Genomic DNA, 20,500 nt, shown 5'->3' with positions numbered 1-20,500 from the left:
GAGGCTCGGATGTACGCTGCTCTCTGGCGGGTTCTGCCCGGACCGGTCTGGCTCCGGATCGTGCTGGTGTTCGTGTTGCTCACAGCCATGTTGTTCGTGCTTGCCACCTGGGCGTTCCCATGGGTGGATTCCATTGTCAACAATCAGGAAGTCACGGTAGGAAGCCCATGACCCGCATCCTCGTCATCGATAACTACGACAGTTTCGTCTACACGCTCAACGGCTACCTGATGGAGCTCGGAGCCGAAACGGTCGTGCTGCGCAACGATGCCTTCGAGCCGGAGGAGGCCGCGGCCCGCATCGCGGAATTTGACGGCGTGCTCATCTCACCCGGTCCCGGCAAGCCGTCCGACGCCGGCGTCTCCGTACCGATCGTGCGCGCCGCCCTCGGTTCCGGGCAGCCCCTGTTCGGCGTCTGCCTGGGGCACCAGGCGATTGCCGAGGCCTTCGGGGCCACGGTCACCAACGCCGAAGAACTCATGCACGGCAAGACCAGCCTGATCACGCACGACGGCAGCGACTTCTACGCCGGCGTGCCGCAGCCGTTCTCGGCGACGCGGTATCACTCGCTCGCCGTCGTCGACGGCACCGTGCCGAGCGACCTGATCGTCACCTCACGCACGCAGGGCGGCGTGATCATGGGGCTCCGGCACGTGAGCGCCCCCATTTTGGGTGTGCAGTTCCACCCCGAGTCGGTGCTGACCGAGGGCGGCTACCTGATGGTGGCCAACTGGCTGGCTCTGGCCGGACTGCCCGGCGCCCGGAAGACGGCCCAGGGGCTCACTCCCCTGCTGAAGCTCAGCTGAGGCAGTCAGCCGCCGGGCCGGGACTCAGTCGGCAGCCGGGCCAGTGCAGTAGACCAGCGTAACCTCGGACTTCTGGGGCACGTCGCCCGGAGCGAGGGACTGCTGGGTCACCGGCGAGCCATCCCGCTGGGGACATGTCTCATCGGGTGTGGGGATGGGGAACAACTGCACGTCGGCTGCGGCGAGCATATCGATCGCCGCGCTCAGGAGCTGACCCTCGAGGTCGGGGAGGGCTACGAGGCCGCTGGAGACGATGAAATCGACCGTGACACCGGTTTTTTCCGTCGTCGCGGCGACTGGGTCGGTTCGGAGCACCAGACCGGCGGCGATGGTCGGAGAGTTCTCCCGAGTGACCGACCCCGCGGTGAGGCCGAGGTCCGTCACCGCGGTCTGGGCGTCGGCGAGGGGCAGGTTGGTGACATCCGGAACGTCGACCGGCTGGGCGCCGGTGGAGACATAAACCTCGATCAGGTCGGTCGGCTGGGCGATCGTGCCTGCCGGAGGGTCTGTGCGGATCACCTGGTCCTTGGGCACCGTGGCGCTGGCCTCCTCGGCCCGGATCGCGGCCAGGTCACGGTCCAGAAGTGAATTCTGGGCGTTCTCATAGCTGAATCCGGTGAGCGACGGCACCCGGCGCGAGTTGTCGGGCAGATCAACGCTTGGCGTGAGGCTGAAGGCCCAGATCATGACGGAGAGCACGATGACGATGACGCTGAGGATACCGGCCCAGATCCAGATCACGGGTGGGCGGCGCTGTGTGCGCACCATGGTTTCGTCTTCGGTGAGCTGCTTGAGCGCGAGCTCGGAGCCGGAAGCCGCCAGCGGGGCAGCAGCGAACAGCCCGCCGCTGGAGTCATCGGACGTGTGGTACTCCGGAATCTGCCCTGACCCGGCCAGCTCGACGTCGGTGCGGAACTCCACGGCACTCTGGTAGCGCGTGAAACGGTCCTTCGCCAGGGAATGCAGCACGACGGCGTCGAGTGCGGGGGACACCCGGGAGTTGATCGAGCTCGGTTCGACCGGGGCTTCGCTGACGTGCTGGTAGGCGACGGCCACGGCGGAGTCACCGCGGAATGGAGGGCGACCGGCGAGCATCTCGAACAGGACCACGCCCGTGGAGTAGAGGTCGGTGCGGGCATCCACCGATTCACCCTTGGCCTGCTCGGGGGAGAAATAGGAGGCGGTGCCCAGGATCGCCGTGGTCTGCGCCACGGTCGTCGAGGAGTCGGAGATGGCCCGGGCAATGCCGAAGTCCATCACCTTGACCTGACCTGTCTTGGTGATCATGATGTTGCCGGGCTTGATATCGCGGTGCACGACGCCCGCGCGATGAGAGTATTCGAGGGCTGTCAGAACGCCGACGATGATGCGAACGGCCTCGTCGGGCTGAACCGCGCCCTCGCGGATGATGTCCTTGAGCAGTCGACCGTCGACGTATTCCATCACGATGAACGGGATCTGCGATTCGTGGCCGCCGATCTCGGAGACAGACTCCTCGCCCGCGTCGAAGACGCGCACGATGGTGGGGTGAGCCATACGGGCGGCCGCCTGCGCCTCCTGGCGGAAGCGGGTGCGGAATGCCGGGTCGGCGGCAAGCGATGACTTGAGCAGCTTGATCGCGACCGTGCGGCCGAGCCGGGAATCGGTGCCGATGTGCACATCGGACATTCCACCTCGCCCGAGGAGCGCACCCACCCGGTAACGACCGGCGAGCAGACGGCCTTCATCAGTCAAAGCATTACTCCCAGCTCGCGCACACAGTTCACCGTATTTTAGCCGTACCTTCCTGAGCCTCCGCTACGCCGCCGGGGTGACGGTGACAGGTGTGCTGGACTTCGAGTAGGCCGATGCGACCTGGCCGCAGATGTAGCGGAACTTGACCGTGAAGGTGCCGGCGTCGGGACCCGCGGTGATCTTCGTAGAGGTGGCGTCCGGGCTGATCGGGCCGGGGGAGACGGCGTCGCCGTCGGCCACGACCTCATAGCCGGAGAGGGTCTGGCCGCTTGGGCAGGACTGTGCAGCCCAGGTGACCGTGGCCTCTGCTCCGGCGGCGACCGAGGCGGGGGCGACGGTGGGCGCCGCGGTCGGTTCGTCGGGGGTGACGGCGGGGGCGTAGACCGTGACCGTGATCGTGGAACCCTTCGTCACCGGGCCGGTGGGGTTCACGTCGTAGACGGTGTCGGCGATCTGCTCCGGGGTGGTGGCCGCGTTGCCGGCTTGGACATCCGCTACGAATCCCAGCCCGGACAGCTTGTCGCGCGCCTCCGTGCTGGTCAGTCCCTGGTAGTCGGCCAGACTGACTTCGACGGTGTTGCTCGTTGGGGTCGGCGATGGCGCGGGGGTCGCCGAGGGGGTGGGCGTTTTGCTCGGGGACGGAGTCACCGATGCCGGTGCCGACGTGGTCGGCGTCTCCACCGGCGTCGTGTTGTCCTGTGTGAACAGGGCGATCAGGGTGCCGGTGAGTACGAGCGCGAGCAGGCCGATCAGGCCGATCAGCGGCCAGGTCCACGGGCTGCGCTTCTTTTCCTCGGGTTCCGCCGTCGCGGAGGCACGCGTCGCGGGCGCTCCGGTGGGCAGCACGGTCGTGGCCTGCATTCCGCCGGCGCCGGGCATCAACATGGTCGCGGAGGTGGGCGTGACGCCGTTCATGATGGCAGGCACGGATGCCGCAGCGGCCGCGATGTCGCCGCGGCGGAGGGCTGCGGCGGCACGGGACAGGTGCGCGGCCGAGGCCGGACGGTCCGCGGGGTTCTTGGCCAGGCAGGAGATCACCAGGTTGCGCACCGGCTCCGACACCGTGTCGGGCAGGTCGGGGGCGGTCTCATTGATCTGCGCCATGGCGATCGCGACCTGGGACTCGCCCGTGAACGGCCTGCGGCCGGCGAGGCTTTCGTAAGCGACGATGCCGAGCGAGTAGATGTCGGTGGTCGGCGAGGCGGAGCGGCCGCTGGCCTGCTCGGGTGAGAGGTACTGCACGGTGCCCATGACCTGGCCAGTCGCGGTAAGCGGCACCTGGTCGGCGATGCGGGCAATGCCGAAGTCGGTGATCTTGACGCGGCCTTCGGGCGTGATCAACAGGTTGCCCGGCTTGATGTCGCGGTGCACGAGTCCGGCGGCGTGCGCGGCGTGAAGTGCGGCGGCCGTCTGGGAGACGATGTCCAGCACCTTGTCCGCGGGGAGGACATGCTCGCGCTCGAGGATGGTGGACAGTGCTTCACCGGGTACGAGTTCCATCACGAGGAAGGCGCTGCCGTCTTCTTCGCCGTAGTCGAACACGTTGGCGATGCCTTCGTGGTTGACGAGCGCGGCGTGACGGGCCTCGGCGCGGAACCGCTCGAGGAACCCAGGGTCACCGAGGTACTCGTCCTTGAGAATCTTGATGGCGACCGTGCGACCGATTACGAGGTCGATCGACTTCCAAACCTCGCCCATCCCGCCAATGGCGATCCGGGACTGCAGCTCGTATCGTCCCCCGAAGGTGAGCCCTGATGTGGGTCTCATTTGTTCAGCACCGCCTCTAGTACTTCCTTTGCAATAGGTGCGGCAAGCAGATTGCCGTACCCTGTCTGGCCAAGTCCCCCGCCATTTTCAACGAGAACGGTGATCGCATATTTCGGATCCTCCGCAGGAGCGAATCCGGTGAACCACAGGGTGTAAGGCTCGTCCTCGGCGTTCTCCGCCGTGCCCGTTTTACCTGCCACCTTAACCCCGTCTATTCTTGCATTGCTGGCGGCGCCATCCTGGACTCCGTTGACCATCATTTGGTTCAGTGTTGCCGCCGTTTCGGCGCTCATCACCCGTTTCATTGCTTCCGGCTCGAAGACCTGAATCGGACTCAGGTCCGGTGCGGTCACCTTGTCGACGAGGTTGGGCGTCATCAGCTGGCCGCCGTTGGCGATCGCGGCTGAAACCATCGCCATCTGCAGGGCCGTCGCACGGACATCCGTCTGGCCGAAGGCCGAGAGTGCGGTCTGGGCGTCGTCGAGAACCGTGGGGTACACGCTTTGAGACACGTCGAGGGGGATCGAATAGTCGCTGTTGAAGCCGAACTTCTCGGCCGTGTCGCGAATGGCCTTGTTGCCCAGCTGCAGACCTAGTTCGGCCAGTGGAATGTTGCAGGAGAGACGCAGGGCGGTGGCGAGAGTGACGGTGTCCCCTCCGCCGCAGGTGCCGCCGCCGGAGTTGATGACGACCGCCGACGAGCCGGGCAGCTGGTACGTGGGCGGGTTCGGGAAGGTGCTCTCCGGGGTGAACTTGCCCGATTCCAAGGCGGCCGTCATCACGACCAGCTTGAACACCGAGCCGGGTGGGTTGAGGGTTTTGGTGGCGCGGCTGAGCAGCGGGTTACCGTCGTCGTTCAGCAGCGACTGATAGTTGTCGGTGACCTGCTGGTTGTCGTGCACGGTGAGCAGGTTCGGGTCGTAGCTGGGCTTGGAGACCAGGGCGAGGATGCGACCGGTCGCCGGCTCGGAGACGACGACGGAGCCGGTGAGGTCGCCGAGGGCATCCCAGGCGGCCTGCTGCGCGACCGGGTCGATCGTGACCTCCACAGAAGCCCCCTTGGGGTTCTGGCCGGTGATCAGGGCGTTCATCTTGTCGAAGAACTGGGCGTCGGACGTTCCGCTGAGTTCGCCGTTAAGGGAATGCTCCAGCCCGGTGGGCGCACCGTTGAGCGGAATGAACCCGGTGATCGGGGCGTAGAGCGGCCCGTTGCTGTAGGTGCGCTGAAACTTGTATTCATCGTCGGCGGGCATCGACTGGGCGATCGGCTCGCCCGCGACGAGGATCGGACCGCGTTCGACGGAGTAGCTGTCGTAGAGCGTGCGGGTGTTGCGGGCATCCGCGGACAGGCTGTCTGCCTGGAAGACCTGCACGATTGTCGTGGAGACGAGCAGGGCCACGAACATGAGCATGACCACGATGCTCACTCGTTTGAGTTCACGATTCATCAGACCACCAGCCTGGGTTGGTTGCGCACCGTGTCGGACAGGCGCAGGAGCAGGGCCACGATGATCCAGTTCGCGACGAGGGAGGACCCGCCGGCGGCGAGGAAGGGTGTGGTCAGACCGGTGAGGGGAATCACACGGGTGACGCCGCCGATCACGATGAAGCACTGCAGGGCGATGACGAAGGAGAGACCCACGCCGAGCAGCTTGCCGAAGTCGTCATTGCCGGCGAAGCCGATGCGGAAGCCGCGCGCGACGAGGAGCAGGTAGAGCGCGAGGATCGCAAAGATGCCGGCCAGGCCGAGTTCCTCGCCGAGGCTGGCGATGATGTAGTCGCTTTGGGGGACGGGGGTGATCTCTGGACGCCCCTGGCCCAGGCCCGTGCCGATGAGCCCGCCTTTGGCGAGACCGAAGAGCCCCTGCACCAGCTGGTAGCTGCCGCCGTCGGCCCCGTAGACATCCGGGTTGAGGGCGTCGAGCCAGTTCTGGAACCGGCCGTTGACGTAGTCCAGGGTCTGGCTGGCGATGAGGGCACCGCCGAGGAAGAGGGACATGCCCAACAGCACCCAGCTGAGGCGGCCGGTGGCCAGGTAGAGCATGACCAGGAATAGACCGAAGTAGAGCAGGGCGGTTCCGAGGTCGCGCTGGAAGATGATCACGGACATGGACAGCGCCCAGACGACAAGGATCGGGCCGAGGTCGCGCAGGCGCGGGAAACGCATGCCAAGAAATTTCTTGCCCACCATGGAGAGGCTGTCGCGGTTGCGCACGAGGTAGCCGGCGAAGAAGACGGCCAGGGCGATCTTCGCGATCTCGCCCGGCTGGAAGGTGGCGAAGGATCCGACGCCGATCCAGACGCGCGCCCCGCTGACCTCGCGACCGAGGCCGGGAACGAGCGGGAGCAGCAACAGTGCCACACCGACGAACCCGGCGATGTAGGTGTAGCGGAACAGCACCCGGTGGTTGCGGATGATCAGGATGACCGCGATCGCGCAGCCGATGGCCAGGGCGCTCCACACGGTCTGGCGTACGGAGGCGCTGGCCCAGCCGGACTCTTCGTTGGCCAGGTCGATGCGGTAGATCATGGCGATGCCGAGGCCGTTGAGCAGGGTGGCGATGGGCAGGATGAACGGGTCGGCCTCGCGGGCCACGACGCGCAGCACCACGTGCATGGCCAGAACCAGCACCGACAGGCCGGCGCCGAGCAGCACCAGTGTCGTGTCGATTCGGCCGAGCGCGCCGAGCTGCACGAGCACAACGGTGGCCGCGTTGATGCCGCAGGCGATGAGCAGCAGGACCAACTCGAGGTTGCGCAGCTTCTGGGGCAGGTGCAGTCGGCGCACGCGACCTGTGCGGGGCGGGCGCGCAGGCGCATCCGTCGTCGTGGACCGGTTACTGGACGCTGGCATCTTGGAGCCGTTCGACGATGAGCAACGCATCCGCGAGGGAGGTTGCGCTGATGGTTTTTTCGACCTGCTGCCGGTCGTAGACCCGCAGTTCGGACAGCTCCAGGTCGGTGTCCTCGAAGACGGAGGACAGGGAGAGGGGGCCGAGGTCCTGCTGCACGCCCTGGAAGATGGCGACCGTGCTGCCTTCCACCCCCACGTAGTAACGGGACTGGGTCCACCGGTAGCCGAGGAAGCCGGCGCCGACGATGGCCAGAATCAGCAGGATGATGCCGACCAGCCAGGTGATCTTGCGGCGGCGGGCCCGGCGATTGTCTTCCTCGATCAGCTCCGAGAGATAGTCCTGGGAGTCAGGCTCGAAGTGCGTTTCACGCACGGGGTGCAGGCGCAAGCTCGACATGCGCAGCGCCCGGCCGCGGGTGGGCTCCTCGCCGAAGGCGAGGGGAGCGGATGCCGACCCAACCACGGTGGGCATGTCGATGCGTTCGGCGGGTGAGCCGATGTCGACGACGACGATGGTGACGTTGTCAGGGGCTCCGCCGTCGAGGCTTTCCTTGACCAGGCGATCGGCCACGCCCTGGGCGTCAAGTGGGCTGAGCAGGGCCGCGGCGATGCCCGAATTAGAGACCACGCCGCTGAGCCCGTCGGAGCAGATCAGCCAGCGGTCACCGGGGAAGGTCGCAAGGATGGAGGTGTCGATCTCCGGCGCCGATTCGACGTCGCCCAGCACGCGCATGAGCACCGAGCGGCGCGGATGCACCATGGCTTCCGCCTCGGTGATGCGGCCACTGTCGACGAGCCGCTGTACGAAGGTGTGGTCGATGGTGATCTGGGAGAGTTCGCCCTCGCGGAGCAGGTAGATGCGCGAGTCACCGATGTGCGCGATCGCCACCTCGTCTTCCAGCACGATCAGCGCGCTGACGGTGGTGCCCATGCCGGTGAGTTCGGCGTGCTCGAACACGGTCTCGGCGAGCTGCGAATTCGCGGCGATCAGCGCCGCCTGCAGGGCGAACTCGGCGTCTTGCGGGGACTGGAAGTCCCGGTCAGCATCCATGATGCGTTTGGTGGCGATCGCCGAAGCGACGTCGCCGCCGGCGTGCCCGCCCATGCCGTCGGCAACCAGGAAGAGATGGCGCCCGGAATAGCCGGAGTCCTGGTTGTTGGACCGAATCTTTCCAACGTGGGACGCGGCCGCGCTGTGACTGACTGTCGCCATGCAGCTACCGCCGAAGCTCGAAGCTGGTTGCGCCGATCTTGACGGTGGTGTTCAGGGGGACCGGGGTCGGCACGGCCAAACGGTTGCCATCCAGGAAGGTGCCGTTGGTTGAATCGAGATCCTGGATCATCCACTTGTCATGCCAGAGCATCAGACGCGCGTGGTGGGTAGACGTGTAGTCGTCACGGATGACGAGGCTCGAGTCGCCCGACCGCCCGATCGTGATCGAGTCGCCGGTGAGCGGGAACTCAGTGCCGGACTTCGGGCCGGAGGTGATCACGAGGCGGGTCGCGTTCTGGCTGGTGGCCTTGTCGTCCACGGCGGTGAACGCCGGGCCAGGCCGAGCCGTGAACTGCTCCGTCGGCGCGGAGGCCGCGGCGGCGGGAGGCTGGGTGGCGCTCGGCACGGGCGTGGCGCTCGGGAACGCGGCGGGCGCGCCGGCCGAGCCAGTGACATCCGCCTGCATCTTGCGGGCGCGCTGGCCGAACAGGTCGCTGCGCAGGGCATAGACGATGCCGAAGATGAAGAGCCAGAGCACCAGCAGGAAGCCGAGGCGCAGCACCAGCAGGGTGAGCTCGCTGACGCTCATGCGGTGGGTCCCCAGAATCCGTCCATGTCGTGACGTTCGCGGCCGCCGTCGCGGTGACGCTCGGTCACCGGCTCGGAAGAGGATGCCTGCGCGATGACCCGGAAGACGATGCGGGTGCGGCCGATGGTGACGACTGAATCGGGCTCGAGGATGGCCTGCGTGACCGGTGAACCGTTGAGCTGGGAGCCGTTTGTCGAGCCGAGGTCGCGCACCTGGGCACGGGAGCCGTCCCAGAGGATCTCGACATGCCGGCGAGAGGTGCCGGAGTCGTCGATGGTGATGTCGGCGTCGCTCCCGCGGCCGATGACGGTGTGCGACTGCGTCAGGGGATAGCGCTTGCCGTTGACCTCGACCACGGGGATCCAGGAGACGCTGCCCTTGATCGTGCTGGAGTCGATCTGGACCATGCCCTCACTGAGGCCGCGATCCGCGGACAGGGTGATCGAGACGCCGCCGGCGAACTGGTAACGCTGCTCGCGGCCGTGCAGCTGCACGAGTTCGGTGAGTTCGTCTAGGAGGGTCTGGCCAAGGGCGGACATGCGCTGGAAGTCGGCATGGCTCATTCGCACCGTAAAGCGATTGGGCGCGAGAATGCGATCGCGGGACACGACCGCTGCTTTTGTGTCGAGTTCGCGACGCAGTGCTGAGGTGATTTCAACCGGTTGCAGCCCCGACCTGAAGGTCTTGGCGAACGCACCGTTGACGGCGCGTTCGAGACCCTTTTCAAAACTATCCAGAATGCCCACAGGTCTCCCGATCCGATCCTTTCGGCTATGAGCATGTTACTTGTCTCAAGTGTTAACTCACCCGCCGGGCAATACCCGGTGAGGGTTGTCATCCTACGGGAGCCAGTCCGGGTCACCATGTCGGGCGCATATCGGGCGCGTGTTCAGGATGTTCGGCACGCCGCGCAGACCTGTGTTCGCGCGGCCTGCCTGTCTCGAATGGCGTTGTGCCCTCGGAAAGTGCTAATCTGCCTAAGTTCGCGCGAGTGGCGGAATTGGCAGACGCGCTGGCTTCAGGTGCCAGTGTTCGAAAGGACGTGGGGGTTCAAGTCCCCCCTCGCGCACAGTGGGTGTTTCAGGAAATCCAGGAATGGTTGTCATGAAATCCAAGTGGACAGGTCGGTTGAGCAGAAATGCTCGGCCGGCCTTCTTCTTTTAACGACTCAGTGCGCGTTCGGTGGCCGTTTTAACGCTCGCCGCTCGGGGGTTTGCGCTTTAAACGCCAATCAGCCTGCTGGTGGGCAAGCTGAAGCGTTCGGTGCGCGGGGTGACGTTCGGAATTGGCGTTGGTTTCCGTTACTGCGGCGGTGCCAGGGCGGGAAGTGCGCTGTGTTTGTTCAACGGTGTTCCGGTGGCTTCTTTGCGTCGGCGTTCTCGGGAGAGACTTTCGCCGCTGTCACGTTCGGCGGTCTTCACGAAGAAGTCGAATATCTTCCGCAGGTTCGATGACACGGCGGCGATGGTCGCCGCGAGGTAATTGAAGGCGAACTTCTGGAGGTGCTTCACGGCCAACCGGGGGTCCTGATTCCGTTCGGCTGGGGCTCCGGCATCCATCGGGATGGTGACGGTCACTGGTGTGACGGGTCTGGTGACGCGCTTGCCACTGGCACGGTCGATTGCCATGTAGGTGCCGGGAGTGGGAGTGAACACTCATCGCCGGGCCGGAGGCATGGGTTCGATATCCTAGGAACATTGAGATGTCTTAAGAAAAGACGAATAGCCCCTGTCTGCGAAATGGGGTTGCCTATGGCCAGCATTAAGGAATCGAAGGTGGCGGCACTGAGAGAACTAACGAAGACCAATCTGGATAAGCAGGGATTCGGAGGCCTCGATGATGAAGCCAAGTCTTGTTACGCATGGCCCCTACGATTCACACCGGCAGTGGGCACTGTCTTGATCGTTCTCGGATTGATTTTGCAGTCGCCTATCATTCTTGGATTGGGTGCAATCGTTCCTCTCACAGGTGCACTATTTCCCCGTGGCATGATTCTCGATCTGGTCTATAACTTGGTCGTTCGCCATATGTTTCGCGCTCCGGCGCTTCCCCCCACGCCGAGTCCACGACGGTTTTCCTACCTGCTGTCCACCGTGCTACTTGCAGGTGCGGCCTTGTCCTTCTATTTCGGATTATCAGCACTGGGAATCGTGCTGGGAGGAATGGTAGCTCTCGGCGGCACAATTCTCACCACGACCCATTGGTGTCTCGGATCGTGGTTGTACAGACTAATTCTTCCTCACGCAGCAGCAAGGTGAAAAGGTCGGGTCCACGCCGCAGAACCACAGCTCGGTCGGGTTGCCTCATCAGGAACTGTCAACGGCGTTATGGGAAGCTATCCGTTCGTGAGGCACCCGGCCGTCCCGTGACAACTCATGGTCGAACTAGCCAGCAACCGAGCTCGCCGCATCAGCTGTCGCTTTCTCTTCGGCAAGAACTTGGCGATCGCGGCCGCACGGGGTTTTCACGCCAAGCCCACTGTCGCCCACGGCGACAATCGCCGTGAGCTCGCGCGCTCCGGAGGTTCGTGCTGATCCCAGCGCGACGAGCTCAGCGCAGGAGCCACCCGTGAAATGATAAACGTTGACGCCGACGTGGATATGTCCCGTGGCATCACAAACGGCAGCCCCGACTGTGTGTACCCCGCCTTCAACGTCCGCGTTGGCATCAATTGCCTCTTCCGCTCTCGCAATGAGTTCCAGGTCGTCACCGGTGAGTTGGCGCACATCCATTCCAGCATTCGCTGTTGGGACGTCCGTCGCCGACGTATGTGCTGGATCTATATCTACCGGGTGCCCGATAGCCGGACGTTCACCGATCAAGGGTGACCGGCACGAACCGGGCGCGGCCAGGACTACGAGAAGCGCTGGCTGCATGCCGGGCCGGGGACACGCTTGTGGTCGCCAAGCTCGACCGCCTCGCCCGGTCACTGCGCGACGGGAAAGACATCGTCGATGACCAGAAACTGCACCACACCACACACGGGTGTAGGCGGTTCAGGAAGGCTAGCTTTCGTGGCGCTCGCGGGCGCTACAGCGCGGTGGAGCCAGCGGAGGCGTGTCCCTCGATTCCATGAATTTTCAGAAGATTTTCGTCGAACGCCAGAGGATCGGCAAGATCATTTAGAAGAATCGCGAGGAACTACGTAACCAGCACACGGGGTCAGGCCGAAGTTTTGAGTTTTGCAATCTACCCACAGCGAACACGATGGGTTGATTGCCGTCCACCCATTCGGACAGAAAGGCCCCCGAGAGATTGGGGGCCTTGTGTCGTTCCGGTAGTTTCAGCTCCGGTGGTCGAGCCCGTCGAGACCCGGCGACCCGTCCCGCCCTACAGGTTCGCCCGCTTGCTCGGCAGAGCGATCAGTGTCCGCTTCGGGTCAACCTCCACCGGTGGCCGCAACCAATGCTGAGTTCCGGTGCGGCTGATCGTCCAATGCTGGTTGTGCAGCAGCAGATGGTGGGGATGACAGAGGAGTACCCCGTCGGCGAGGTCGGTGTAGCCGTTGCCTTTCGACCACTCGTTGGTGTGGTGGGCTTCGCTCCAGGCCGGTGATCTGTCGCAGTCGATTCAGAGGCATCCGCCGTCACGCACAGCCATCGCGGCGCGCTGTTTCTCGGTGAAGAGTCGTTCGTCGCGGCCGACGTTGATGATCTGGCCGTTGTCGTCGAATTTGATGCCGCGGGTGCCGGCGTCGCAGAGCAGCCGGTCGATGGTTTCCTGGGAGATGGGGAAAGGGCTGCCCTCGATCTGCCCGTGAGCGGCGGGTTCGGCCGGCCCGTGTTCGTTGACCTGCTCAGTCGAAGGTGGAGAGCACGAACTCGCCATCTTCGGGCGCGAACAGCCCGCTGAGTCGTACGTCGCCGTTGCCCAGCCGGTAGACCCGCAGGTAGCGGTCGTCGTAGGCCTGCTTCTCGCGGGCGGCGATGCCGGCCTCATCGAGCCGGTCGCGCATCCGTCTCGCCCGTTTGAAGACCTCGTCGGCATTCAGTGACGACGCCTCGGTGAGTAGCGCTTCGAGTGCCGCACCGAGCTTCTCGGCGGTGACCGCGGCGTCGATCTGGCCGAGCCCTGAGCGGATCGACTCGGCCGCGTCGACGGAGAGGGTGCCGGCGGTGACGGCCCGGGCGATCGGCGCCTGCCACGGCACCTTCGCCTCGAACTCGGCGACCTCGGCGGCATCCGCGTCGGGCGAGGAGAGCGCCGCCTCGACCTGCTTCTCGGCTGCTTCGGCATCAGCCATCATGGTGCCGACGGCGACCATTTTGTAGGCGTCGCCCTTCGAGGAGCCGGTCCACTTCTGGATGAGGGCCTCCGGCGAGAGAAACCCCTGCTGCGCCGCCAACCCGGAGTGGCCCAACTCCGGCCGGGACCGCCGGGCGATGGTGCCGGCCATCCACGCGGCGCGGGTGTCGAGCAGGCGGCGAGCCGCCGCGATCTGCTTCTGACCGGACAATACCGCGGCATCAGCCAGCGCCTCATAATCGGCACTCGAGGAACCCAGCAGGGCGACGGCATCGGCCGCTTGCCTGAGGTCATCCGCGAGATTGATCATGATACGAGAATACCTCAAAGCGAACACAGAGTCGAGAGTCTGTCAGTATTTAGAGACTCGATTCAGAGTTTATCTCGAAGGTTTGTTCACAAGTTCAGAGAGCGGCTCACCGGGTCTCGACCAGCCCGACCACCGTGGATTCGACTGACGGGTTGGGGTGGGCGATCCGAGGGGGACATCCGTCGTCTACGCTCGGGCTATGTCCAGACCGGCGCGACCTGCTCCCCGTGACCTCGTGGTGGGGTGGCCCGACGTGCCGTCGGCGGGCGCCGTCGGCGAGGTGGCCCGTCAGTTCGCGGTGAACGTGCAGGCCGCAATCGGCGAGCGGAGCGTGCGCGCCGCGGCGCGCGATGCCGGGCTCGACCACACGACACTGCTCTCGGTGCTGCACGGGCGGTCCTGGCCGGACCTGGCGACCGTGGCCCGTCTGGAGAACGGTTTGGGTGTCGACCTGTGGCCGGGGCGCGTGGGCCCGCCGTAGGGCCGCCGATTGAGACCTGCGCCGCGAGGCGGGCAGGCAGGCCTGGCAGACGTCGAAGATACGTCTATCCACAGCCTTGTGGATAACCCTGTGGACAGCAGAGTGAAATGTGGCTTTTGCCCGCATAATTACTGGAACGCCCGGTGTGGATAACTACGCGTGAAACCTGTGGACGACTGCCATAATCGCCTTTTATCGCTGTCGGGAATGGCAAGATGCCCAGCTCCGAATACCTCAAATACAGGTTCGAATTTCGGGTGCTCAGCGAATCTCGGTGAGGTAAGTCGTGTAGCCGGCGCTGCGCATCGCGGTGATGATCGGTTCGGTGCCGCCAGGTTCGGCGATAGCGATCATGGCGCCGCCGCCCCCGCCACCGGTCAGCTTCGCTCCGAGGGCGCCGGCGCGGCGGGCGATTGCCACGAGTGACTCGATCTCCGGGCTCGACACCTGTAGCGCGTTGAGCAGTCCCTGATTGATGTTCATCAGTTCGCCGAGCTCGGCGATGTCGCCGCGGCGGAGCGCGTCTACCCCGGCCAACACCAGCCCGTCGATCTGGCTGAAGATCGCGTCGTAGCGCGCGGGGTTGCGCTGCCAGGCGCTGCGCACGAGGCCCACGGTCTGCTTCGTCAGCGACTCCACCCCGGACAGCCCGATGACGATGGGGATCGGGTGGGGAGTGAAGATGTCGCGGATCGTGTGGCCGCCCGGGGCATCCGATCTCTGGAAAAGAACCGACCGGCCGAAGGTGGCGACGGTGTTGTCGATGCCCGACGGGGTGCCATGCACGATCTGTTCGCACTCGAAGGCGAGGCTCGAGACCTCGGCGTCGCTGATCGTGAGCTGGAAGCTGTCGGCGACGGCGCGGATCAACGCTACCGCGAACGCGGCGGAGGCACCCAGGCCGCTGGCGCGCGGCAGGTGAGAGAACACGTCGACCCGAAGGCCGGCGTCGGGCACGCCGAGCCGGGTGACGATCAGCGCCGCCACCCGGTGCGAGAGGTCTGCTCGGATCGGTTCGCGCACCGAGCCGTCGACGTCCCGGTCGGCGATGACCGGTTCGCGGAGCGACGCCTGGCGGGTGACCTGCGCGCGCACCGACAGACCGATCGGCGCGGCGATCGCGTGGTAGCCGTAGACGACGGAATGCTCGCCCATCAGGATGATTTTACCGTAGCCGAGGTGGGCATCCGGGCCGGGGGCGCCGGGGGTGAGGGCAGCAGCGCACGTGGCGGAAGCGCTGGGCGTAAGGGTGGCCGTGGGTGCGGGGTGAGCCGCGGGCAAGGCGACGACGGCGGCGGTGCCGTACCCGGCATCCGGCGCGGCCGGCTCAATAACCCGGTCGCCGTCACTGCTCTCTTCGAGGGCCTGCATGATCTGGCGCGCCTTCCACACCTTGATCTCGCCGTCGGCAATGAGCCTCTCGACGACCTCCTCGAACCGGGCTCCACTGGCGCCGGCGGCAGCCGCCACGGCCCGCGCGTGCAGGCGCATATGGCCGTGCTGGATGCCGTTGGTCGACAGGGCCTTGAGGGCGGCGAGATTTTGGGCCAGCCCCACGGCGGCCATCACCTCGGCCAGCTCGGGCGCTGAAGACACCCCGAGGATCGTGTGAGCGAGCCGTACGGCCGGGTTCGACTCCACCTGGCCGCCGACCGTGCCGACCTTCAACGGGATGGTCAGTTCGCCGACGAGATCGCCGGCGTCGTTCACGCTCCAGGTGGTGAGCGGGCCGTAGCCGTCGCCGCGGCCGGCGTAGGCGTGGGCCGCCGCCTCGATCGCCCGCCAGTCGTTGCCGGTGGCGAGGGCGACGGCGTCGATGCCGTTCATGATGCCCTTGTTGTGCGTGGTGGCCCGGTAGGGATCCATGGCCGCGAACTCGTTTGCGAGCACGATACCGTCGCGCACGCGTTCGCCGGGGAAGTCGGCGGTCTCGAGCAGCGCGTGCGGGATCACGGCACGGGCGCGCACCAGGGCCCGGTCGGTGAGGTTGGAGAGGATGCGCAGGAACACGCGGCCGCCGCTGATCTCCTCGACCAGTGGGGCGAGCCGTTCGCACATCGAGTTGACGAGATTGGCGCCCATCGCATCGCGGGTGTCGACCAGCAGGTGCACGACGAGCAGTTCGCCGTTCTGCGCCGTCGCACCGCGCAGGAAGACCTCGATGCCGCGGGCGCCGCCGCCGCGCGCCACCATTTTCGGATGCCCGCTGTCGGCCAACGCCACGAGCTCGTCGCCGCGCGCGAGCAGGTCAGCCCGGGCGCGCTCGGGGTCGATAAGGTCGACGACCTGGATCTGGCCGATCAGCAGCGGCTCGTCGGCGACGCTCGTGAACCCGCCGGCCTGGCGCACCAGCCGGGCCGCGGAGCTGACCGCGGCGACGATCGAGGGCTCTTCGACCACCATCGGCACCAGGTGGTCCCGGCCGTTGATCCGGAAGTTCAGGCCGAGTCCCATCGGCATTGAGAAGACGCCGATCACGTTCTCGATCAACCGGTCGGCGGCCTCCACGTCGAGGGCGGACGTTCCGTCTGCGAGGTGCGCGGCGGCATCCGTCGACAGGACACCACGTTGCCGGAGGAGCGCGATGCGTTCACTGACCGACAACTGGTAGAAGCGGGGGATGCGGGACCGGCTCATGACGCGGTGCCTCCCTGTAGGCCGGCGGCGAAGAAGCCGAGCGGGACGATGGCGGCCCCGGCCCGGGCGAGTGCCCTGGCGAGTCGCTCGGTGGGTTCTCCAGCGTAGCTAAAGGCCAGACCGACGTCTCCGCCGCCGGCCCCGCTGGTCTTGAAGATGCCGCCCTTGCGCCGGGCGAGGGCGTGCAGTTCACGGTGTCGCTCGCTCACGATGCCGGCCTGGGCATGCGCGTCGAGTTGGGTGAGCGCCGCGAAGTAGTCGGAGGCGAGGCTCAGAAAATCGGCCGGGCTGGCCAGCGCCGCCTCGGCCTGTTCGGCGAGGTGTTTCAGCCGGTCGAGGTCGGCCCGGTGCCGGGCGGGGTTCTCGGCGGCGTAGTCGGCCACGCGGCCCACCAGACGGGTGGTCAGCGCACCCTCGCCGGTGACGACGGCCGAGATACAGAGCTCCTCCGGCCAGCGCAGAGGCACCACTGCGGCACCCGGGGCATAGCGGATCAACCCGCCGTGCACGCTCGCGGCCACGTCTCCGCCGCTGCCGGCGCCGTTCTGCGCGCTGCGGTGGGCGGCGTGGGCCAGGCGGAACAGCTCGTCCCGGTCGAGCGTCAGGCCCAGGGCGCGGGCCAGGGCGTCGGTCAGGCCGGCAGCGGTGGCGGCGCTGGAACCGAGGCCGAGCTTGTGGCCGCCCCGGGACAGCGCGCTGCTGTCGATGGTGATGGCGAGCGGGGCCTGACTCTGCGGCAGCACCCGCGCCTGCAGCGCAGCGGCCTGCACGGCGACGCGCACCTGGTCGAAGACGCGGAGGTGGTCGCGCTGCTGGTCGGTGAGCCCGGCCGGGAGGGCGCCATCCGTGCCCAACACCAGGTTCCGGATGCCCAAATTGGACGCGCTGACCTGCCAGGAGCCCGTGGGTGACTCGTCGACCGTCACCTCTGCGCGTCGGTCGACGGAGGTGAGCAGGGCCGGCGCGCCCTCGAGCACGGCGTACTCGCCCAGCAGGAAGAGCTTGCCGGGCGCGGACGCCCGGATCGTCGGCTTCGGCGGAGGCGTCGGCAGAGTCGTCGCCATGGTCATTCCAGCCGGCAGGCGGCCGGGCCGAGCGCGCTGATGCGCGCCTCGAGCACGCCGGGCACGAGCACCATCGCCCGCTGAACCGCGGCGGCGTCGCCGGGCAGGCAGAGCACCTTGACTTGCGGCCCGGCGTCGATGGTGAAATAGGCCGGCACGCCCTGGGCGCGAAGACCCGCCACGGCGTGCATCGCGGCGACGGTCGCGGCGTTCCAATAGATCAGTGCGGGTCGGGTCGTGAGCATCAGGGCGTGCAGTTTGAGGCAGTTGTACTCGGAGAGCTGCCCGAGCCGGGCGAAATCGCGGTCACGGATGGCGGAGCGCATCTCGTTGAGGTCGTCGTCGGCCGAGTCACGCCAGGCCTGGTAGAACGGCGAGGAGGCCTTGCTCTCGTTCATGCCGATAGTGGAATTTATCGATTTCTCGCCGTGCTCGGTGATCGCCACGACGACCGCCAGCGGCCAGCCCGCCCGGTCGAGCAGCTCTTCCGCGTAGGCGTCCGATCCGTCGGCGGCGGTGCCGGCGTGCATCTCGGCGAAGCCGCCGAAGATCGAGCGGGCGGCCGAGCCCGAGCCGCGCCGGGCCAGGATCGACAGTTCCCGGTCGGCCAGGGTGAGGCCGGCGGCGCCGGACGCGGCAACCGCGAGGGCGGCGAAGCCGGATGCCGACGAGGCGAGGCCGGCCCCGGTCGGAAAGTTGTTCGTCGACGTCACGATGGCGTTCAGTCGGGCGGCGGACAGGCCCATGCTGGCGGCATGCCCACGCACCAGATCGAGAACGTGACTGATGCGCGTGGCCGGGACGCGGCATCCGGCCAGCCACAGTTCATCGGCGACCAGACCGGGCGTGAAGGTGACGCGGGTGTCGGTGTAGAGCGCGTCTAGCGTGACCGAGATGGAGCCGACCGCGGGCGTGTTCAGGGCGGCGTCGCGCTTGCCCCAGTATTTGACGAGGGCGATGTTGCTGTGCGCGCGGGCCACGGCGGTGGCGCCACCATCGATGGGTTGGTCCACAGTGGTGCTCCGATCGGGTTCACTCGATTTTAGTCGCTTCCCGGGGGGCCGCACCGCCGTGATCGGGTCGGTTCCGCCTGACGATCTGATCCTGGTCACCACTTTCACCAACCGATCCGTTGATAATGGAGTGGTGCGTTTGAGACCCGGTGTGGGTGAACAACCACGCCAAACCTGAAGAGGGAACTGTTGACGCCTGGAATTAGTGGATTCTCCCTGTTCGTGCCGCCCTACCGGGTGCAGCTCGAAGCCTGGTGCGACTGGAACGACCAGCCGTGGGGGAAGGTCCGGAACGTCGTTGGACGCAGCTTCCGCATGCGCGGCCCAGGCCAGAGTGTCTACACGCTCGCGGCGAACGCGGTGTGGCGTTTGATCCGCGACTACGACATCGACCCCGGTCAGGTCGGCCTCCTGGCCCTCGGCACCGAATCCAGCAGCGACAACTCGGCCGGTGCGGTCATCGTCAAGGGCATGGTCAACGATGCCCTCACCGCCCATGGCATGCCGCTGCTCGCGCGCGACTGCGAGGTGCCCGAGTTCAAGCAGGCCTGCCTCGCCGGCGTCTACGGCATCAAGGCCGCCCTGCGCTACCTGGCGACGGATGGCGTGGGCCGCCAGGCCATCGTCGTCTCCGCCGACATCGCCGAATACGCTCGCGGCGGCAGCGGCGAGCCCACCCAAGGTGCAGGCGCCGTCGCTGTGCTCCTGGAAAGCGAGGCCCGACTGCTGGAAGTAAATCTGGCCGGGTCCGGCAGCGACTCCGACTACCGGGTGGCCGACTTCCGCAAGCCGTTCGCGCGCTTCCGCGGGCAGCCGCCCCGCGACGACGGGCAGATGCAGGACCTGCCCGTGTTCAACGGCCGGTACTCGACCAGCTGCTACATCGACGCGACCCACCACGCGATGACGGCCATGCTGGGAAAGCGCCCCGGCAATTCCCTCGATTACTTCAACGAGGTCGACCGGGTGTTCATGCACCGCCCGTACCACCAGATGCCGGCGACCGGCTGGGTGATGGCCTACCTGTTCACGCTCGCGGCCGACGAGGAATCGGGCCGCGACCAGCTGCGCGCGCACTGCGCGGATGCCGGGATCGACGCCGACCTCCTGCTCGCCGAGATGTGCGCACCCTCGCCGTTCCACGGAAACGGGGCCGACATCGGCGAGATCATCGGTGACGTCTTCCCGCTGTCCCGCCGCCTGCGCCAGCACCTGCGCAGCACCGAAGTCTGGAACACCCTGGTCAGCGAGAAGCTCGGCCTCGGCTCGGACGCCATGCGCGACCTGGGCAACCTCTACACGGCCGCCCTGCCGGCGTGGCTCGCATCCGGTCTGCAGCACGCACTGACGGAGGGCCTCGAGCTCGCCGGCCAGGAGTGGCTGGCGCTCGGCTACGGCAGCGGCGACGCCGCCGAGGCTCTCCCGATGCGGGTCGCCGAGGGTTGGCAGGCCGCCGCCGCACGCATCAACTTCGAGACCGCCCTGCACGGCCCGGTCGACCTGACCGAGGCGCAGTACATCGCGCTGCACGAGGGGCGCCCCGGTGACCTCGTGCCGGCCCCGGCCGAGGACCAGTTCGTCGTCGACCACCTCGGCACCGCGAACGGCCCCGACTTCTACGACCAGGGCATCGAGTATTACCGCTACGTGCCCCTTACCGCCTGACGTTCTTGCCGCCTGACGCGCGATTCAATCCCCTGAGCGCGCGAACCAATTCGACGGAGATTTTGCTCCGGAACCCGGTTTTTCGCACCGATCGGGGTGATCCCGGCAAAATCTCCGTCGAA

19 protein-coding genes, 1 tRNA gene and 1 pseudogene are annotated in these 20,500 nt (G+C 66.5%); 7 read left to right on the top strand and 14 right to left on the bottom strand.

The window, feature by feature from the left end; genetic code table 11:
* Nucleotides 1-9: 9 nt before the first annotated feature.
* Entirely contained in the window at nucleotides 10-171 is a 162-nt protein-coding gene (locus E3N94_RS16560; RefSeq protein WP_146067669.1) for a DUF4175 domain-containing protein, read from the top strand.
* Complete coding sequence (locus tag E3N94_RS09255) at nucleotides 168-806, top strand: gamma-glutamyl-gamma-aminobutyrate hydrolase family protein (protein WP_104100628.1); 639 nt, start codon at nucleotides 168-170, stop codon at nucleotides 804-806. Before E3N94_RS16560 ends, E3N94_RS09255 begins: the two co-directional genes overlap by 4 nt.
* Before the next feature lie 24 nt (nucleotides 807-830).
* Here the strand turns inward: E3N94_RS09255 and pknB are convergent, their stop codons facing one another.
* The 7 genes from pknB to E3N94_RS09220 all read right to left on the bottom strand — a co-directional run bounded on the left by pknB (nucleotide 831) and on the right by E3N94_RS09220 (nucleotide 9,709).
* Nucleotides 831-2,540 carry a Stk1 family PASTA domain-containing Ser/Thr kinase gene (gene pknB / locus E3N94_RS09250; RefSeq protein ID WP_134401973.1) on the bottom strand — a complete coding sequence of 570 codons (1,710 nt, stop codon included), beginning with the start codon at nucleotides 2,538-2,540 and terminating at the stop codon, nucleotides 831-833.
* Between the two features lie 63 nt (nucleotides 2,541-2,603).
* Nucleotides 2,604-4,307, bottom strand: coding sequence for a protein kinase (locus E3N94_RS09245; RefSeq protein ID WP_134570117.1), 1,704 nt, complete (start codon nucleotides 4,305-4,307; stop codon nucleotides 2,604-2,606).
* Nucleotides 4,304-5,755, bottom strand: a complete 1,452-nt coding sequence (locus E3N94_RS09240; RefSeq protein WP_104100625.1) for a penicillin-binding protein 2 — start codon at nucleotides 5,753-5,755, stop codon at nucleotides 4,304-4,306. The genes E3N94_RS09245 and E3N94_RS09240 overlap by 4 nt, the downstream gene beginning before the upstream one ends.
* Nucleotides 5,755-7,161 (bottom strand): FtsW/RodA/SpoVE family cell cycle protein, encoded by a 1,407-nt coding sequence (locus tag E3N94_RS09235; protein WP_104100624.1) that lies wholly within the window; start codon nucleotides 7,159-7,161, stop codon nucleotides 5,755-5,757. Before E3N94_RS09235 ends, E3N94_RS09240 begins: the two co-directional genes overlap by 1 nt.
* The gene (locus E3N94_RS09230; RefSeq protein ID WP_104100623.1) at nucleotides 7,145-8,374 is read right to left on the bottom strand and encodes a PP2C family serine/threonine-protein phosphatase; all 1,230 of its coding nucleotides are present in this window, start codon (nucleotides 8,372-8,374) and stop codon (nucleotides 7,145-7,147) included. Before E3N94_RS09230 ends, E3N94_RS09235 begins: the two co-directional genes overlap by 17 nt.
* A 4-nt stretch (nucleotides 8,375-8,378) precedes the next feature.
* Nucleotides 8,379-8,963, bottom strand: a complete 585-nt coding sequence (locus E3N94_RS09225) for an FHA domain-containing protein (RefSeq protein WP_134570116.1) — start codon at nucleotides 8,961-8,963, stop codon at nucleotides 8,379-8,381.
* Complete coding sequence (locus E3N94_RS09220) at nucleotides 8,960-9,709, bottom strand: DUF3662 and FHA domain-containing protein (protein ID WP_134570115.1); 750 nt, start codon at nucleotides 9,707-9,709, stop codon at nucleotides 8,960-8,962. Before E3N94_RS09220 ends, E3N94_RS09225 begins: the two co-directional genes overlap by 4 nt.
* 239 nt (nucleotides 9,710-9,948) lie before the next feature.
* Here E3N94_RS09220 and E3N94_RS09215 point away from each other — a divergent pair.
* Nucleotides 9,949-10,032 (top strand) — tRNA-Leu (locus tag E3N94_RS09215).
* A 232-nt stretch (nucleotides 10,033-10,264) separates the two neighbouring features.
* Here the strand turns inward: E3N94_RS09215 and E3N94_RS09210 are convergent.
* A complete protein-coding gene (locus E3N94_RS09210) occupies nucleotides 10,265-10,618 on the bottom strand; it encodes a hypothetical protein (protein ID WP_134415829.1) in 354 nt (117 codons plus the stop codon).
* Nucleotides 10,619-10,714: 96 nt separating this feature from the next.
* Here E3N94_RS09210 and E3N94_RS09205 point away from each other — a divergent pair, with 96 nt between their 5' ends.
* Nucleotides 10,715-11,221 carry a DUF4395 domain-containing protein gene (locus E3N94_RS09205; protein ID WP_166784794.1) on the top strand — a complete coding sequence of 169 codons (507 nt, stop codon included), beginning with the start codon at nucleotides 10,715-10,717 and terminating at the stop codon, nucleotides 11,219-11,221.
* Nucleotides 11,222-11,347: 126 nt separating this feature from the next.
* On the opposite strand, the gene E3N94_RS16555 is transcribed toward E3N94_RS09205, so the two are convergent.
* Nucleotides 11,348-11,695, bottom strand: coding sequence for a cytidine deaminase (locus E3N94_RS16555; RefSeq protein ID WP_166785317.1), 348 nt, complete (start codon nucleotides 11,693-11,695; stop codon nucleotides 11,348-11,350).
* A gap of 60 nt (nucleotides 11,696-11,755) precedes the next feature.
* Between E3N94_RS16555 and E3N94_RS09200 the strand changes: the two are divergent.
* Nucleotides 11,756-11,922: pseudogene (locus tag E3N94_RS09200) on the top strand (recombinase family protein); the annotation flags it as partial.
* A gap of 611 nt (nucleotides 11,923-12,533) precedes the next feature.
* Here the strand turns inward: E3N94_RS09200 and E3N94_RS09195 are convergent.
* Entirely contained in the window at nucleotides 12,534-12,791 is a 258-nt protein-coding gene (locus E3N94_RS09195; protein WP_134419615.1) for a DUF222 domain-containing protein, read from the bottom strand.
* A complete protein-coding gene (locus E3N94_RS09190; RefSeq protein WP_134419617.1) occupies nucleotides 12,760-13,518 on the bottom strand; it encodes a DUF222 domain-containing protein in 759 nt (252 codons plus the stop codon). Before E3N94_RS09190 ends, E3N94_RS09195 begins: the two co-directional genes overlap by 32 nt.
* A 199-nt stretch (nucleotides 13,519-13,717) precedes the next feature.
* On the opposite strand from E3N94_RS09190, the gene E3N94_RS09185 reads away from it, so the two are divergent.
* Entirely contained in the window at nucleotides 13,718-13,999 is a 282-nt protein-coding gene (locus E3N94_RS09185; RefSeq protein WP_134342752.1) for a helix-turn-helix transcriptional regulator, read from the top strand.
* 261 nt (nucleotides 14,000-14,260) lie between these two features.
* Here E3N94_RS09185 and E3N94_RS09180 read toward each other — a convergent pair whose 3' ends face one another.
* From E3N94_RS09180 to mvaD, 3 genes are read right to left on the bottom strand one after another with little or no spacing between them, the layout of a single operon-like run.
* Nucleotides 14,261-16,636, bottom strand: coding sequence for a hydroxymethylglutaryl-CoA reductase, degradative (locus E3N94_RS09180; RefSeq protein ID WP_134570114.1), 2,376 nt, complete (start codon nucleotides 16,634-16,636; stop codon nucleotides 14,261-14,263).
* Nucleotides 16,633-17,700: a hypothetical protein gene (locus tag E3N94_RS09175; RefSeq protein ID WP_134570113.1), complete on the bottom strand. Its 1,068-nt coding sequence runs from the start codon at nucleotides 17,698-17,700 to the stop codon at nucleotides 16,633-16,635. Before E3N94_RS09175 ends, E3N94_RS09180 begins: the two co-directional genes overlap by 4 nt.
* A gap of 2 nt (nucleotides 17,701-17,702) precedes the next feature.
* Nucleotides 17,703-18,713, bottom strand: a complete 1,011-nt coding sequence (gene mvaD / locus E3N94_RS09170; RefSeq protein ID WP_241986092.1) for a diphosphomevalonate decarboxylase — start codon at nucleotides 18,711-18,713, stop codon at nucleotides 17,703-17,705.
* 189 nt (nucleotides 18,714-18,902) lie between these two features.
* Here mvaD and E3N94_RS09165 point away from each other — a divergent pair, with 189 nt between their 5' ends.
* The gene (locus tag E3N94_RS09165) at nucleotides 18,903-20,378 is read left to right on the top strand and encodes a hydroxymethylglutaryl-CoA synthase family protein (protein WP_104100612.1); all 1,476 of its coding nucleotides are present in this window, start codon (nucleotides 18,903-18,905) and stop codon (nucleotides 20,376-20,378) included.
* The last annotated feature ends 122 nt before the right edge of the window (nucleotides 20,379-20,500 follow it).

Source organism: Cryobacterium sp. Sr3, assembly GCF_004402835.1.
In the GTDB taxonomy this organism is placed as follows: Bacteria; Actinomycetota; Actinomycetes; order Actinomycetales; family Microbacteriaceae; genus Cryobacterium; species Cryobacterium sandaracinum.
Note: the sequence above shows the minus strand (reverse complement) of the source record. Positions and strands in the feature narration are given on the sequence as shown.